Source organism: Bacteroides sp. OF03-11BH, assembly GCF_003604005.1.
GTDB classification, from domain to species: domain Bacteria; phylum Bacteroidota; class Bacteroidia; order Bacteroidales; family Bacteroidaceae; genus Bacteroides; species Bacteroides ovatus.
Window position 1 is genome coordinate 206,918 of the sequence record NZ_QTMW01000005.1, and the last position, 12,365, is coordinate 219,282.

At 39.4% G+C, this 12,365-nt stretch carries 23 protein-coding genes; all 23 read left to right on the forward strand.

Translation table 11 applies throughout. The annotated features are described in order from the left end of the window. Nucleotides 1–40 precede the first annotated feature (40 nt). The 23 genes from DXA54_RS05860 (at nt 41) to rpsE (ending at nt 12,360) form a co-directional block, all read left to right on the forward strand. On the forward strand, nt 41–349 hold the full coding sequence (locus DXA54_RS05860) for a DUF3467 domain-containing protein (protein ID WP_004296354.1): 309 nt from the start codon (nt 41–43) through the stop codon (nt 347–349). A 136-nt stretch (nt 350–485) separates the two neighbouring features. Continuing rightward, on the forward strand, nt 486–896 hold the full coding sequence (gene rpsL / locus DXA54_RS05865; RefSeq protein WP_002558078.1) for a 30S ribosomal protein S12: 411 nt from the start codon (nt 486–488) through the stop codon (nt 894–896). Nucleotides 897–1,039: 143 nt separating this feature from the next. Beyond that, nucleotides 1,040–1,516, forward strand: coding sequence for a 30S ribosomal protein S7 (gene rpsG / locus DXA54_RS05870; protein ID WP_004296352.1), 477 nt, complete (start codon nt 1,040–1,042; stop codon nt 1,514–1,516). Nucleotides 1,517–1,561: 45 nt separating this feature from the next. Continuing rightward, nucleotides 1,562–3,679, forward strand: a complete 2,118-nt coding sequence (gene fusA, locus DXA54_RS05875; protein ID WP_008646328.1) for an elongation factor G — start codon at nt 1,562–1,564, stop codon at nt 3,677–3,679. An 82-nt stretch (nt 3,680–3,761) separates the two neighbouring features. Continuing rightward, a complete protein-coding gene (rpsJ, locus tag DXA54_RS05880; RefSeq protein WP_002558075.1) occupies nt 3,762–4,067 on the forward strand; it encodes a 30S ribosomal protein S10 in 306 nt (101 codons plus the stop codon). 18 nt (nt 4,068–4,085) lie between these two features. Then, complete coding sequence (rplC, locus tag DXA54_RS05885) at nt 4,086–4,703, forward strand: 50S ribosomal protein L3 (RefSeq protein ID WP_004296349.1); 618 nt, start codon at nt 4,086–4,088, stop codon at nt 4,701–4,703. Next, nucleotides 4,703–5,329: a 50S ribosomal protein L4 gene (rplD, locus tag DXA54_RS05890; protein WP_004296348.1), complete on the forward strand. Its 627-nt coding sequence runs from the start codon at nt 4,703–4,705 to the stop codon at nt 5,327–5,329. The genes rplC and rplD overlap by 1 nt, the downstream gene beginning before the upstream one ends. 16 nt (nt 5,330–5,345) lie before the next feature. After that, nucleotides 5,346–5,636: a 50S ribosomal protein L23 gene (gene rplW, locus DXA54_RS05895; protein ID WP_004296347.1), complete on the forward strand. Its 291-nt coding sequence runs from the start codon at nt 5,346–5,348 to the stop codon at nt 5,634–5,636. A 5-nt stretch (nt 5,637–5,641) separates the two neighbouring features. Beyond that, complete coding sequence (gene rplB, locus DXA54_RS05900; RefSeq protein WP_004296346.1) at nt 5,642–6,466, forward strand: 50S ribosomal protein L2; 825 nt, start codon at nt 5,642–5,644, stop codon at nt 6,464–6,466. 20 nt (nt 6,467–6,486) lie between these two features. Then, a complete protein-coding gene (gene rpsS, locus DXA54_RS05905) occupies nt 6,487–6,756 on the forward strand; it encodes a 30S ribosomal protein S19 (protein ID WP_004296345.1) in 270 nt (89 codons plus the stop codon). Nucleotides 6,757–6,792: 36 nt separating this feature from the next. Next, entirely contained in the window at nt 6,793–7,203 is a 411-nt protein-coding gene (gene rplV / locus DXA54_RS05910) for a 50S ribosomal protein L22 (protein ID WP_004296344.1), read from the forward strand. A gap of 5 nt (nt 7,204–7,208) precedes the next feature. Continuing rightward, entirely contained in the window at nt 7,209–7,940 is a 732-nt protein-coding gene (gene rpsC, locus DXA54_RS05915) for a 30S ribosomal protein S3 (RefSeq protein ID WP_004296343.1), read from the forward strand. A 23-nt stretch (nt 7,941–7,963) separates the two neighbouring features. Then, on the forward strand, nt 7,964–8,398 hold the full coding sequence (gene rplP / locus DXA54_RS05920; protein ID WP_004291234.1) for a 50S ribosomal protein L16: 435 nt from the start codon (nt 7,964–7,966) through the stop codon (nt 8,396–8,398). 5 nt (nt 8,399–8,403) lie between these two features. Further along, the gene (gene rpmC, locus DXA54_RS05925; RefSeq protein WP_004296342.1) at nt 8,404–8,601 is read left to right on the forward strand and encodes a 50S ribosomal protein L29; all 198 of its coding nucleotides are present in this window, start codon (nt 8,404–8,406) and stop codon (nt 8,599–8,601) included. After that, the gene (gene rpsQ, locus DXA54_RS05930; protein ID WP_120079095.1) at nt 8,598–8,867 is read left to right on the forward strand and encodes a 30S ribosomal protein S17; all 270 of its coding nucleotides are present in this window, start codon (nt 8,598–8,600) and stop codon (nt 8,865–8,867) included. Before rpmC ends, rpsQ begins: the two co-directional genes overlap by 4 nt. A gap of 2 nt (nt 8,868–8,869) precedes the next feature. Then, nucleotides 8,870–9,235, forward strand: coding sequence for a 50S ribosomal protein L14 (gene rplN, locus DXA54_RS05935; protein ID WP_004296340.1), 366 nt, complete (start codon nt 8,870–8,872; stop codon nt 9,233–9,235). Nucleotides 9,236–9,254: 19 nt separating this feature from the next. Continuing rightward, nucleotides 9,255–9,575 (forward strand): 50S ribosomal protein L24, encoded by a 321-nt coding sequence (gene rplX, locus DXA54_RS05940; RefSeq protein ID WP_004296339.1) that lies wholly within the window; start codon nt 9,255–9,257, stop codon nt 9,573–9,575. Further along, complete coding sequence (gene rplE / locus DXA54_RS05945; protein ID WP_004296338.1) at nt 9,575–10,132, forward strand: 50S ribosomal protein L5; 558 nt, start codon at nt 9,575–9,577, stop codon at nt 10,130–10,132. Before rplX ends, rplE begins: the two co-directional genes overlap by 1 nt. Nucleotides 10,133–10,137: 5 nt before the next feature. Continuing rightward, on the forward strand, nt 10,138–10,437 hold the full coding sequence (gene rpsN, locus DXA54_RS05950) for a 30S ribosomal protein S14 (RefSeq protein ID WP_004296337.1): 300 nt from the start codon (nt 10,138–10,140) through the stop codon (nt 10,435–10,437). Nucleotides 10,438–10,489: 52 nt separating this feature from the next. After that, nucleotides 10,490–10,885: a 30S ribosomal protein S8 gene (rpsH, locus tag DXA54_RS05955; protein ID WP_004296336.1), complete on the forward strand. Its 396-nt coding sequence runs from the start codon at nt 10,490–10,492 to the stop codon at nt 10,883–10,885. A gap of 15 nt (nt 10,886–10,900) precedes the next feature. Beyond that, the gene (gene rplF, locus DXA54_RS05960) at nt 10,901–11,470 is read left to right on the forward strand and encodes a 50S ribosomal protein L6 (protein ID WP_004296335.1); all 570 of its coding nucleotides are present in this window, start codon (nt 10,901–10,903) and stop codon (nt 11,468–11,470) included. Nucleotides 11,471–11,491: 21 nt separating this feature from the next. Next, nucleotides 11,492–11,836: a 50S ribosomal protein L18 gene (rplR, locus tag DXA54_RS05965; RefSeq protein ID WP_004296334.1), complete on the forward strand. Its 345-nt coding sequence runs from the start codon at nt 11,492–11,494 to the stop codon at nt 11,834–11,836. 5 nt (nt 11,837–11,841) lie between these two features. Further along, nucleotides 11,842–12,360 carry a 30S ribosomal protein S5 gene (gene rpsE, locus DXA54_RS05970; RefSeq protein WP_004296333.1) on the forward strand — a complete coding sequence of 173 codons (519 nt, stop codon included), beginning with the start codon at nt 11,842–11,844 and terminating at the stop codon, nt 12,358–12,360. The last annotated feature ends 5 nt before the right edge of the window (nt 12,361–12,365 follow it).

Sequence of the window (12,365 nt, forward strand, 5' to 3'; positions counted from 1 at the left end):
ATGTGTTATTTTGCAGGATAACTTTTTAATCATATTAAATATGGAAGAACAAAATAACAACGGACAATTACAGATTGAATTGAGAGAAGAGGTTGCACAGGGAACTTATGCAAATCTTGCTATTATTACTCATTCGAGTTCTGAATTCATCCTTGACTTCGTGCGCGTAATGCCGGGCATACCGAAGGCTGGTGTGCAATCTCGTATTATTGTGGCTCCAGAGCACGCAAAACGCCTGCTGCGGGCATTAGAAGATAATATAGCAAAGTATGAGCGCGTATTCGGTCCGATTCGTACTTCGGATGAACCCCCTATTTCTCCTTTGACGGGTGTAAAAGGCGAAGCGTGAGGATGATATAAAAACATTAAAAAAGAAAAAAAAGTTGTAGCGCATTGAATATTCAAATATTATTCGTATTTTTGCAGCCCAAAATGTATAGTTACGAAATTAATATAACAATAATATAAATCAAAAAACAATTAAAATGCCTACAATTCAGCAATTAGTAAGAAAAGGACGCGAAGTGCTGGTGGAGAAAAGTAAATCTCCAGCCTTGGATTCATGTCCTCAAAGACGTGGCGTTTGCGTGAGAGTATACACTACTACTCCGAAGAAGCCGAACTCTGCAATGCGTAAAGTAGCTCGTGTACGTTTGACTAACCAAAAAGAGGTGAACTCATACATTCCGGGAGAAGGACACAACTTGCAGGAACACTCAATCGTTTTGGTACGTGGTGGTCGTGTAAAAGACCTTCCGGGTGTGCGTTATCACATTGTACGTGGTACACTTGATACAGCAGGTGTTGCTGGTCGTACTCAAAGACGTTCAAAGTATGGTGCTAAGCGTCCGAAACCAGGACAAGCTGCTGCTCCTGCTAAGGGTAAGAAAAAATAAGGATTAAGACCTAATTAAAATTAAAGTAATAACTTACGTTTTAGTTTGTTGGAAATGCTAAAGGTTGAGTAAATTCTCCGGAGGGAGAGTTGAAGAAGTCAAGAAGTAGACAACCAAGAACAAAAACATTATTTTTCAAACAAATGAGAAAAGCAAAACCAAAAAAACGCCTGATTCTTCCGGATCCCGTGTTTAATGACCAAAAGGTTTCCAAGTTCGTGAACCACTTGATGTATGATGGAAAGAAAAATACATCTTATGAAATCTTTTATGCCGCTTTGGAAACAGTGAAAGCAAAACTTCCTAACGAAGAAAAATCAGCTCTCGAAATCTGGAAAAAGGCTTTGGATAATGTAACTCCGCAAGTGGAAGTAAAGTCTCGCCGTGTAGGTGGTGCAACTTTCCAAGTTCCTACTGAAATCCGTCCGGATCGTAAAGAATCAATCTCTATGAAGAATCTGATTCTGTTTGCTCGCAAAAGAGGTGGTAAATCAATGGCTGACAAGTTGGCTGCTGAAATTATGGATGCCTTCAATGAACAAGGCGGTGCATACAAGCGTAAAGAAGATATGCACAGAATGGCAGAAGCTAACCGTGCATTTGCTCATTTTAGATTCTAATACTGTAAGAAACCAAATATAAACTTAAAGTAAAGGAATTAGAAGATGGCTAAACATGATTTACATTTAACTCGTAATATCGGTATCATGGCTCACATCGATGCCGGAAAAACAACGACTTCTGAACGTATCCTGTTCTACACTGGATTGACTCACAAAATAGGTGAAGTTCATGATGGTGCTGCTACTATGGACTGGATGGAACAGGAGCAAGAACGTGGTATCACTATTACATCTGCTGCTACAACAACAAGATGGAAATATGCTGGTGATACTTATAAAATTAACTTGATTGACACTCCGGGGCACGTTGATTTTACTGCAGAGGTAGAACGTTCATTGCGTATCCTTGATGGAGCTGTGGCTGCTTATTGTGCTGTTGGTGGTGTTGAGCCCCAATCAGAAACTGTATGGCGTCAAGCTGATAAATATAACGTTCCTCGTATTGCTTATGTTAATAAGATGGACCGTTCTGGTGCAGACTTCTTTGAAGTAGTTCGCCAGATGAAGGATGTGCTTGGAGCTAATCCGTGTCCGATTGTTGTTCCTATTGGTGCTGAAGAATCTTTTAAAGGTCTTGTTGATCTTATCAAAATGAAAGCTATTTATTGGCACGATGAAACAATGGGTGCTGACTACAGTGTTGAGGAAATTCCGGCAGAACTTGTCGATGAAGCTAACGAGTGGAGAGACAAGATGCTTGAAAAAGTAGCTGAATTTGATGATGCTTTGATGGAGAAATATTTCGATGATCCTTCTACTATTACTGAAGAAGAAGTGTTGAGAGCTCTTCGCAATGCAACAGTTCAGATGGCCGTAGTCCCCATGCTTTGTGGGTCTTCTTTCAAGAACAAAGGTGTTCAGACATTGCTTGACTATGTTTGTGCTTTTTTGCCTTCTCCGCTTGATACAGAGAATGTAATAGGTACAAATCCTAATACTGGAGCTGAAGAAGATCGTAAACCAAGTGATGATGAAAAAACATCAGCTTTAGCATTTAAGATCGCAACTGACCCATATGTAGGTCGTTTGACTTTCTTCCGTGTTTATTCAGGTAAAATTGAAGCAGGTTCTTATATCTACAACTCTCGCTCTGGTAAGAAAGAACGCGTTTCTCGTCTGTTCCAGATGCACTCTAACAAACAGAATCCGGTTGAAGTAATCGGTGCTGGTGATATCGGCGCAGGTGTAGGCTTTAAGGATATTCACACTGGTGATACTTTGTGTGATGAAAACGCTCCGATCGTACTTGAATCTATGGACTTCCCGGAACCAGTTATCGGTATCGCTGTAGAACCTAAGACGCAGAAGGATATGGATAAGCTGTCTAACGGTTTGGCTAAATTGGCTGAAGAAGATCCGACGTTTACTGTGAAGACAGACGAACAGACAGGTCAGACGGTTATTTCTGGTATGGGTGAGCTTCACTTGGATATCATTATTGATCGTTTGAAACGTGAGTTCAAGGTAGAATGTAACCAGGGTAAGCCGCAGGTTAACTACAAAGAAGCTATCACGAAGACAGTTAATTTGCGTGAAGTATATAAGAAGCAATCTGGTGGGCGTGGTAAGTTTGCTGATATCATCGTGAATATTGGTCCGGCTGATGCAGATTTCACTTTGGGTGGTTTGCAGTTTGTTGACGAAGTGAAAGGTGGTAACATTCCTAAGGAATTTATTCCTGCTGTTCAGAAAGGCTTTACGAATGCTATGAAGAGTGGTGTTTTGGCAGGTTATCCGCTGGATTCATTGAAAGTTACTTTGGTTGATGGTTCATTCCATCCGGTTGACTCTGATCAGTTGTCATTCGAAATCTGTGCAATGCAGGCTTATAAAAATGCATGTGCTAAGGCAGGTCCTGTTTTGATGGAACCTATCATGAAGCTGGAAGTTGTAACTCCGGAAGAGAATATGGGTGATGTTATCGGTGACTTGAACAAACGTCGTGGACAGGTTGAAGGTATGGAATCTAGTCGTTCTGGTGCCCGTATCGTGAAAGCGATGGTTCCGCTGGCAGAAATGTTTGGTTATGTAACAGCTTTACGTACTATCACTTCTGGTCGTGCAACTTCATCAATGACTTACTCTCATCACGCTCAGGTTTCTTCTTCTATTGCCAAGGCTGTATTGGAAGAAGTAAAAGGACGTGCTGATTTACTCTAAAATATCTAAAGCAGCAGGCTAGCGAATGACTCTTAGCCTGCCGCTTTATCTTATTATAAATGTATTAATTAAAAAAAAAATAATGAGTCAGAAAATTAGAATTAAATTGAAATCTTACGACCACAACTTGGTTGACAAGTCAGCTGAGAAAATTGTAAGAACTGTAAAAGCTACAGGTGCTATTGTTAGCGGTCCGATACCTCTGCCTACGCACAAGCGTATCTTTACTGTGAACCGTTCGACTTTCGTAAACAAAAAGTCTCGTGAGCAATTTGAACTCTCTTCTTATAAGAGATTGATCGACATCTATAGCTCAACAGCTAAGACAGTAGATGCTCTGATGAAGTTGGAATTGCCAAGTGGTGTGGAAGTAGAAATTAAAGTTTGATAATTAAAAATTAGTGAAATGCCAGGATTATTAGGAAAAAAAATCGGAATGACATCCGTTTTCAGTGCCGATGGTAAAAATGTACCATGCACTGTTATCGAAGCAGGTCCTTGTGTTGTTACTCAAGTTAAAACTGTAGAAAAAGATGGCTATGCAGCTGTTCAGTTGGGTTTCCAGGACAAAAAGGAAAAACATACAACTAAACCGTTGATGGGACATTTTAAAAGAGCAGGAGTAACACCGAAGAGACACTTGGCTGAGTTCAAAGAATTTGGAACAGATTTGAATCTGGGTGATACTATTACCGTAGAGATGTTTAACGATGCTAACTTTGTTGACGTTGTTGGAACTTCTAAAGGTAAAGGTTTCCAGGGTGTAGTAAAAAGACATGGTTTTGGTGGTGTGGGTCAGGCTACTCACGGACAGCACAACCGCGCTCGTAAACCGGGTTCTATTGGTGCTTGTTCTTACCCTGCAAAAGTATTCAAGGGAATGCGCATGGGTGGACAACTTGGTGGTGACAGAGTCACTGTACAAAACTTGCAGGTATTAAAAGTAATCGCGGATCATAACCTTCTTTTGATTAAAGGTTCTATCCCGGGTTGCAAAGGTTCAATCGTATTAATTGAGAAATAATGGAAGTTAACGTATATAACATTAAAGGTGAAGACACTGGGAGAAAGGTTACGTTAAACGAATCTATCTTCGGAATTGAGCCCAACGACCACGCTATCTATTTGGACGTAAAACAATTTATGGCTAATCAGCGTCAGGGTACTCATAAGTCAAAAGAAAGAAGTGAAATCAGTGGTTCAACTCGTAAGATCGGCCGCCAGAAAGGTGGTGGTGGAGCTCGTCGTGGTGATATGAACTCACCGGTTCTTGTAGGTGGTGCCCGCGTTTTTGGTCCGAAGCCAAGAGACTACTTTTTCAAGTTGAATAAAAAAGTTAAGACATTGGCTCGTAAGTCAGCTTTGTCTTATAAAGCTCAAAACGATGCAATCGTTGTCGTTGAGGATTTCACATTTGAAGCTCCTAAGACAAAAGATTTCGTTGCAATGACAAAAAATCTTAAAGTTTCCGATAAAAAGCTACTTGTAATTTTACCGGAAGCAAATAAAAACGTATATTTGTCAGCTCGTAACATTGAGGGTGCTAATGTGCAGACTATCTCGGGATTAAATACTTACAGAGTATTGAATGCTGGGGTTGTTGTGCTTACTGAAAACTCTCTGAAGGCTATTGACAATATCTTAATTTAAAAAGGAGGCTTAAATAATGGGAATTATTATTAAACCGTTGGTAACAGAAAAGATGACTGCAATCACAGATAAGCTGAATCGTTTCGGCTTTGTTGTACGTCCTGAAGCTAACAAACTGGAAATTAAGAAGGAAATTGAAGCTCTTTATAATGTTACAGTAGTTGATGTGAATACTGTGAAGTATGCTGGCAAAAATAAGAGCCGTTATACCAAAGCAGGTATCATCAATGGTCGTACGAATGCTTTCAAAAAAGCAATCGTGACATTGAAAGAAGGAGATACTATTGATTTTTATAGCAATATTTAATAAAAATGGCAGTACGTAAATTTAAGCCCACAACACCGGGGCAAAGACATAAAATTATTGGTACTTTCGAAGAAATTACTGCATCAGTACCAGAAAAGTCTCTTGTATATGGTAAGAAATCATCTGGAGGTCGTAACAGCGAAGGTAAGATGACTATGCGCTACATTGGTGGCGGTCATAGAAAGGTGATTAGAATTGTTGATTTCAAGAGAAATAAGGACGGTGTTCCAGCAGTAGTTAAAACAATTGAATACGATCCGAATCGTTCGGCTCGTATCGCTCTGTTATTTTACGCTGATGGAGAAAAAAGATATATTATTGCTCCCAATGGATTGCAAGTTGGTGCGACTCTGATGTCAGGTGAAACAGCAGCGCCAGAGATTGGTAATGCTCTTCCTCTTCAAAACATTCCGGTGGGTACTGTGATTCACAATATCGAATTACGTCCGGGACAGGGTGCTGCTCTGGTTCGTTCAGCTGGTAACTTTGCTCAGTTGACTTCTCGTGAGGGTAAGTATTGTGTAATTAAGTTGCCTTCAGGTGAAGTTAGACAGATTCTTAGCACTTGTAAAGCTACTATCGGTAGTGTAGGTAACTCTGATCATGGATTGGAAAGTTCAGGTAAAGCTGGACGTTCTCGTTGGCAAGGACGTCGTCCTCGTAACCGTGGTGTTGTAATGAACCCGGTTGATCACCCGATGGGTGGTGGTGAAGGACGTGCTTCTGGAGGTCACCCAAGATCACGTAAGGGATTGTACGCTAAGGGACTTAAGACTAGAGCTCCTAAGAAACAGTCGTCTAAGTACATTATTGAGAGAAGAAAAAAGTAATCTGATTAATTGAGTAAACTATGAGTCGTTCATTAAAAAAAGGTCCATATATTAACGTTAAGCTTGAAAAGAGAATTCTTGCCATGAATGAATCAGGTAAGAAAGTCGTAGTAAAGACTTGGGCCAGAGCTTCAATGATTTCGCCTGATTTTGTAGGCCATACAGTTGCAGTTCACAATGGAAATAAATTTATTCCTGTTTATGTTACCGAGAATATGGTAGGACACAAGTTGGGCGAATTTGCTCCAACTCGTACATTCAGAGGACACGCTGGTAACAAGAAAAGATAACAGGATTTATTTGAAATAATAAAGTAATAAATAATAATGGGAGCAAGAAAAAAAATATCGGCTGAAAAGAGAAAAGAAGCCCTTAAGACCATGTATTTTGCAAAATTGCAAAATGTTCCTACTTCTCCGCGTAAGATGCGTCTGGTTGCAGACATGATCCGTGGTATGGAAGTGAACAGAGCACTTGGTGTTTTGAAATTTTCTTCAAAAGAAGCTGCTGCAAGAGTGGAAAAATTGCTTCGCTCTGCAATTGCTAACTGGGAACAGAAAAACGAACGTAAAGCGGAAAGTGGCGAGTTGTTCGTAACACAGATTTTTGTTGATGGTGGAGCTACACTCAAAAGAATGAGACCGGCACCACAGGGTAGAGGTTATAGAATTCGCAAACGTTCAAATCACGTAACATTGTTCGTTGGTGCTAAAAGTAATAACGAAGATCAAAATTAAGGTAGATGGGACAAAAAGTTAATCCAATAAGCAACCGTTTAGGAATTATCAGAGGATGGGATTCTAACTGGTATGGTGGAAATGATTACGGTGATTCTTTGCTGGAAGATAGCAAAATCCGTAAATATCTTAATGCAAGACTTGCAAAAGCAAGTGTATCAAGAATCGTAATTGAACGTACGCTGAAGCTCGTTACTATTACTGTTTGCACTGCTCGCCCGGGTATTATTATCGGTAAAGGTGGCCAAGAAGTTGATAAGTTAAAAGAGGAGTTGAAGAAGGTTACCGACAAAGATATTCAAATCAATATCTTTGAAGTGAAGAGACCGGAACTGGATGCTGTGATTGTTGCTAACAACATCGCTCGTCAGGTTGAAGGTAAAATTGCCTATCGCCGTGCCATCAAAATGGCTATCGCAAACACAATGCGTATGGGTGCTGAAGGTATCAAAATTCAGATTTCAGGACGTTTGAATGGAGCTGAAATGGCCCGTTCTGAAATGTATAAAGAAGGAAGAACTCCGTTGCACACTTTCAGAGCTGATATCGACTACTGTCATGCAGAAGCATTGACTAAAGTAGGTCTTTTAGGTATCAAAGTTTGGATTTGTAGAGGTGAAGTGTTTGGTAAGAAAGAATTGGCTCCGAACTTTACACAAAGCAAAGAAAGTGGTCGTGGAAACAATAGTGGAAACAACGGCGGAAAGAACTTCAAAAGAAAGAAAAATAATCGCTAAACGAATTTGAATTTTAGGAAACTATGTTACAACCGAAAAAGACAAAATTCAGAAGACAACAAAAAGGTCGTCAGAAAGGTAATGCCCAGAGAGGCAACCAGCTGGCCTTTGGTTCTTTTGGCATAAAGGCTTTGGAGACTAAGTGGATTACAGGCCGTCAGATCGAAGCTGCTCGTATTGCAGTAACAAGATATATGCAACGTCAAGGACAGATCTGGATCCGTATATTCCCGGATAAACCGATCACTAGAAAACCTGCCGATGTACGTATGGGTAAAGGTAAAGGTGCTCCAGAGGGATTTGTGGCTCCTGTGACTCCAGGTAGAATCATTATTGAAGCTGAAGGAGTATCTTACGAAATCGCGAAAGAAGCATTGCGCTTAGCTGCTCAAAAGCTTCCTATTACAACGAAGTTTGTCGTAAGACGTGATTATGATATTCAAAATCAAAATGCGTAAGTGTTATGAAAATTGCAGAAATAAAAGAAATGACTACTAATGATTTAGTAGAAAGAGTAGAGGCGGAAACAGCTAATTATAACCAAATGGTTATTAATCATTCTATTTCTCCTTTGGAAAATCCTGCTCAAATCAAACAATTACGCAGGACTATTGCGCGTATGAAAACAGAATTGCGCGAAAGAGAACTTAACAATAAATGATCAGCTTGATGGAAGCAAGAAATTTAAGAAAAGAAAGAACAGGGGTTGTGTTGAGCAATAAGATGGATAAGACCATCACAGTTGCTGCCAAATTTAAGGAAAAACACCCTATATATGGTAAGTTCGTTAGTAAAACGAAGAAGTACCATGCTCACGATGAAAAGAATGAATGCAATATCGGTGATACTGTAAGCGTCATGGAAACTCGTCCTTTGAGCAAGACTAAAAGATGGAGATTAGTAGAAATAATTGAAAGAGCTAAGTAATTATGATACAAGTAGAATCCAGACTTACAGTATGTGATAACAGTGGAGCGAAAGAGGCGTTGTGTATCCGCGTTTTGGGTGGTACAGGTCGTCGTTATGCTTCAGTGGGGGATGTCATTGTAGTTTCAGTGAAGAGTGTTATCCCTTCTAGTGATGTTAAAAAAGGTGCAGTATCAAAGGCTTTGATTGTACGTACAAAGAAAGAAATCCGTCGTCCTGATGGTTCTTATATACGTTTTGATGATAATGCTTGCGTGTTGTTGAATAATGCAGGTGAAATTAGAGGTAGTCGTATTTTCGGTCCTGTAGCAAGAGAACTTCGTGCTACAAACATGAAAGTTGTGTCACTTGCGCCTGAGGTACTTTAATTTGTAAAAGATTTAAGTAATGAGTAAATTACATATTAAAAAAGGCGATACAGTTTACGTAAATGCTGGCGAAGATAAGGGCAAAACTGGTCGTGTATTGAAGGTTCTTGTTAAAGAAGGACGTGCATTTGTAGAAGGTATCAATATGGTATCTAAAAGCACAAAACCGAATGCTAAGAATCCGCAAGGTGGTATCGTGAAGCAGGAAGCTTCTATCCACATTTCAAACTTGAACCCGGTTGATCCAAAAACTGGTAAAGCAACGCGTATTGGGAGAAAAAAGAGTTCGGAAGGAACTTTAGTGCGTTATTCTAAAAAATCAGGAGAGGAGATTAAGTAATGAGTAATACTGCTAGTCTTAAGAAAGAATATGCAGAGCGTATAGCACCTGCATTGAAATCACAGTTCCAGTATTCTTCTACAATGCAGGTACCCGTACTTAAGAAGATTGTTATCAATCAAGGGTTAGGTATGGCTGTTGCTGATAAGAAGATTATCGAAGTTGCAATCAATGAAATGACAGCTATCACAGGTCAGAAAGCTGTAGCTACCATTTCTCGTAAAGATATCGCAAACTTTAAGTTGCGTAAAAAAATGCCGATTGGTGTTATGGTAACTTTACGTCGTGAAAGAATGTACGAATTCCTTGAAAAATTGGTTCGTGTAGCTCTTCCTCGTATTCGTGACTTCAAAGGTATCGAAAGTAAGTTTGATGGTAAAGGTAACTATACCCTTGGTATTCAGGAACAAATCATTTTCCCTGAAATAAATATCGATAGTATTACAAGAATTCTCGGAATGAATATTACCTTTGTAACCTCTGCGGAAACAGATGAAGAAGGTTATGCTTTGCTGAAGGAATTCGGTTTACCTTTTAAAAACGCTAAAAAAGACTAATAGATATGGCAAAGGAATCAATGAAAGCACGTGAAGTAAAACGTGCTAAATTAGTAGCCAAATACGCCGAAAGAAGAGCTGCTTTGAAGCAAATCGTAAGAACAGGTGATCCTGCTGATGCTTTTGAAGCTGCACAGAAGTTGCAAGAGTTGCCAAAGAATTCTAATCCGATTCGTATGCACAACCGTTGCAAACTGACTGGACGTCCTAAAGGTTATATTCGTCAATTCGGAATTTCGAGAATTCAATTCCGTGAGATGGCATCTAACGGACTGATCCCAGGCGTAAAAAAAGCAAGCTGGTAATTATTGTTTAAATATTGTCAGGGTAGTCCTGATTAATTTAATTTATTTTTATATGACTGATCCAATAGCAGATTATTTAACGAGGTTGCGGAACGCGATTGGTGCAAAGCACAGAGTTGTTGAAGTTCCCGCTTCGAATTTGAAAAAAGAAATCACTAAGATTCTTTTTGAAAAAGGCTACATTCTTAATTATAAGTTTGTAGAAGATGGTCCTCAAGGAACTATTAAGGTTGCCTTGAAGTATGATTCTGTTAACAAAGTTAACGCAATCAAAAAGTTAGAAAGAATATCTTCTCCGGGTATGCGTAAGTATACTGGTTACAAAGATATGCCGCGTGTTATTAATGGGTTGGGTATTGCTATAATATCTACTTCCAAAGGTGTAATGACTAACAAAGAGGCTGCAGAACTGAAGATCGGTGGTGAAGTCTTGTGTTATGTATATTAATTAGGAGGAATTAGAATGTCAAGAATAGGAAAATTACCCATTAGTATCCCTGCTGGAGTGACAGTCACTCTGAAGGATAATGTGGTTACCGTAAAGGGACCCAAAGGCGAAATGAGCCAATATGTGAATCCTGCTATCAATGTTGCCATTGAAGACGGACACGTAACTTTAACAGAAAACGATAAAGAAATGCTTGATAACCCAAAGCAAAAACATGCTTTCCACGGTTTGTATCGTTCTTTGGTTCACAACATGGTTGTGGGCGTATCTGAAGGATACAAGAAGGAACTGGAACTTGTTGGTGTAGGTTATCGTGCTTCTAACCAAGGTAACATCATTGAGCTTGCTTTAGGTTATACACACAATATTTTCATTCAATTACCTGCTGAGGTAAAAGTTGAAACTAAGTCTGAAAGAAATAAGAATCCTCTTATTATATTGGAATCGTGTGACAAACAATTGCTTGGTCAAGTTTGCTCTAAAATACGTTCTTTCCGTAAGCCTGAACCATACAAGGGTAAAGGTATTAAGTTTGTTGGCGAAGTAATTCGTAGAAAGTCTGGTAAATCAGCCGGCGCTAAGTAATTCATATAAAATTAGATTATTATGACAACAAAAATAGAAAGACGAGTTAAGATCAAATATAGAGTACGCAACAAAATTTCAGGTACTACTGAATGTCCGCGTATGAGTGTATTTAGAAGTAACAAGCAAATTTATGTCCAGATTATCGATGATCTTTCTGGTAAGACACTGGCTGCCGCTTCTTCTTTAGGTTTGACTGATAAAGTTGCTAAAAAAGAACAAGCTGCTAAAGTGGGTGAAATGATTGCTAAAAAGGCTCAGGAAGCAGGTATAACTACTGTTGTTTTCGACCGTAATGGTTACTTGTATCATGGGAGAGTAAAAGAAGTAGCTGATGCTGCTCGTAACGGTGGACTTAAATTTTAATCATTATGGCAGGAGTTAATAATAGAGTTAAGATTACTAACGATATAGAACTGAAAGATAGATTAGTTGCTATTAATCGTGTTACTAAAGTTACCAAAGGTGGTAGAACTTTTAGTTTCTCTGCAATCGTTGTTGTAGGTAACGAAGAAGGTATCATTGGTTGGGGACTTGGTAAAGCAGGTGAAGTAACAGCTGCTATCGCTAAAGGTGTTGAATCAGCTAAAAAGAACCTGGTGAAAGTGCCTATTTTGAAAGGTACTGTTCCTCATGAACAATCAGCTAGATTTGGTGGTGCTGAAGTATTCATCAAACCTGCATCTCACGGAACTGGTGTTGTAGCTGGTGGTGCTATGCGTGCTGTATTGGAGAGTGTTGGTGTTACTGACGTTTTGGCTAAATCTAAAGGTTCTTCAAATCCGCACAACCTTGTTAAAGCTACAATCGAAGCTTTAAGTGAAATGCGTGATGCAAGAATGGTTGCTCAGAACAGAGGTATTAGTGTTGAAAAAGTATTTAGAGGATAAGGAGG

What these genes read in the sequence shown, in the direction of transcription:
- rplE (WP_004296338.1), top strand. Translation starts at nt 9,575, where the DNA reads ATGAGTAATACTGCTAGTCTTAAGAAAGAATATGCAGAGCGTATAGCA.
- rplX (WP_004296339.1), top strand. Translation starts at nt 9,255, where the DNA reads ATGAGTAAATTACATATTAAAAAAGGCGATACAGTTTACGTAAATGCT.
- rplW (WP_004296347.1), top strand. Translation starts at nt 5,346, where the DNA reads ATGGGAATTATTATTAAACCGTTGGTAACAGAAAAGATGACTGCAATC.
- rpsG (WP_004296352.1), top strand. Translation starts at nt 1,040, where the DNA reads ATGAGAAAAGCAAAACCAAAAAAACGCCTGATTCTTCCGGATCCCGTG.
- rplD (WP_004296348.1), top strand. Translation starts at nt 4,703, where the DNA reads ATGGAAGTTAACGTATATAACATTAAAGGTGAAGACACTGGGAGAAAG.
- rpsQ (WP_120079095.1), top strand. Translation starts at nt 8,598, where the DNA reads ATGATCAGCTTGATGGAAGCAAGAAATTTAAGAAAAGAAAGAACAGGG.
- rplN (WP_004296340.1), top strand. Translation starts at nt 8,870, where the DNA reads ATGATACAAGTAGAATCCAGACTTACAGTATGTGATAACAGTGGAGCG.
- rplB (WP_004296346.1), top strand. Translation starts at nt 5,642, where the DNA reads ATGGCAGTACGTAAATTTAAGCCCACAACACCGGGGCAAAGACATAAA.
- rpsS (WP_004296345.1), top strand. Translation starts at nt 6,487, where the DNA reads ATGAGTCGTTCATTAAAAAAAGGTCCATATATTAACGTTAAGCTTGAA.
- DXA54_RS05860 (WP_004296354.1), top strand. Translation starts at nt 41, where the DNA reads ATGGAAGAACAAAATAACAACGGACAATTACAGATTGAATTGAGAGAA.
- rplF (WP_004296335.1), top strand. Translation starts at nt 10,901, where the DNA reads ATGTCAAGAATAGGAAAATTACCCATTAGTATCCCTGCTGGAGTGACA.
- rplC (WP_004296349.1), top strand. Translation starts at nt 4,086, where the DNA reads ATGCCAGGATTATTAGGAAAAAAAATCGGAATGACATCCGTTTTCAGT.
- rpsE (WP_004296333.1), top strand. Translation starts at nt 11,842, where the DNA reads ATGGCAGGAGTTAATAATAGAGTTAAGATTACTAACGATATAGAACTG.
- rpsJ (WP_002558075.1), top strand. Translation starts at nt 3,762, where the DNA reads ATGAGTCAGAAAATTAGAATTAAATTGAAATCTTACGACCACAACTTG.
- fusA (WP_008646328.1), top strand. Translation starts at nt 1,562, where the DNA reads ATGGCTAAACATGATTTACATTTAACTCGTAATATCGGTATCATGGCT.
- rpmC (WP_004296342.1), top strand. Translation starts at nt 8,404, where the DNA reads ATGAAAATTGCAGAAATAAAAGAAATGACTACTAATGATTTAGTAGAA.
- rplV (WP_004296344.1), top strand. Translation starts at nt 6,793, where the DNA reads ATGGGAGCAAGAAAAAAAATATCGGCTGAAAAGAGAAAAGAAGCCCTT.
- rpsH (WP_004296336.1), top strand. Translation starts at nt 10,490, where the DNA reads ATGACTGATCCAATAGCAGATTATTTAACGAGGTTGCGGAACGCGATT.
- rplR (WP_004296334.1), top strand. Translation starts at nt 11,492, where the DNA reads ATGACAACAAAAATAGAAAGACGAGTTAAGATCAAATATAGAGTACGC.
- rpsL (WP_002558078.1), top strand. Translation starts at nt 486, where the DNA reads ATGCCTACAATTCAGCAATTAGTAAGAAAAGGACGCGAAGTGCTGGTG.
- rplP (WP_004291234.1), top strand. Translation starts at nt 7,964, where the DNA reads ATGTTACAACCGAAAAAGACAAAATTCAGAAGACAACAAAAAGGTCGT.
- rpsN (WP_004296337.1), top strand. Translation starts at nt 10,138, where the DNA reads ATGGCAAAGGAATCAATGAAAGCACGTGAAGTAAAACGTGCTAAATTA.
- rpsC (WP_004296343.1), top strand. Translation starts at nt 7,209, where the DNA reads ATGGGACAAAAAGTTAATCCAATAAGCAACCGTTTAGGAATTATCAGA.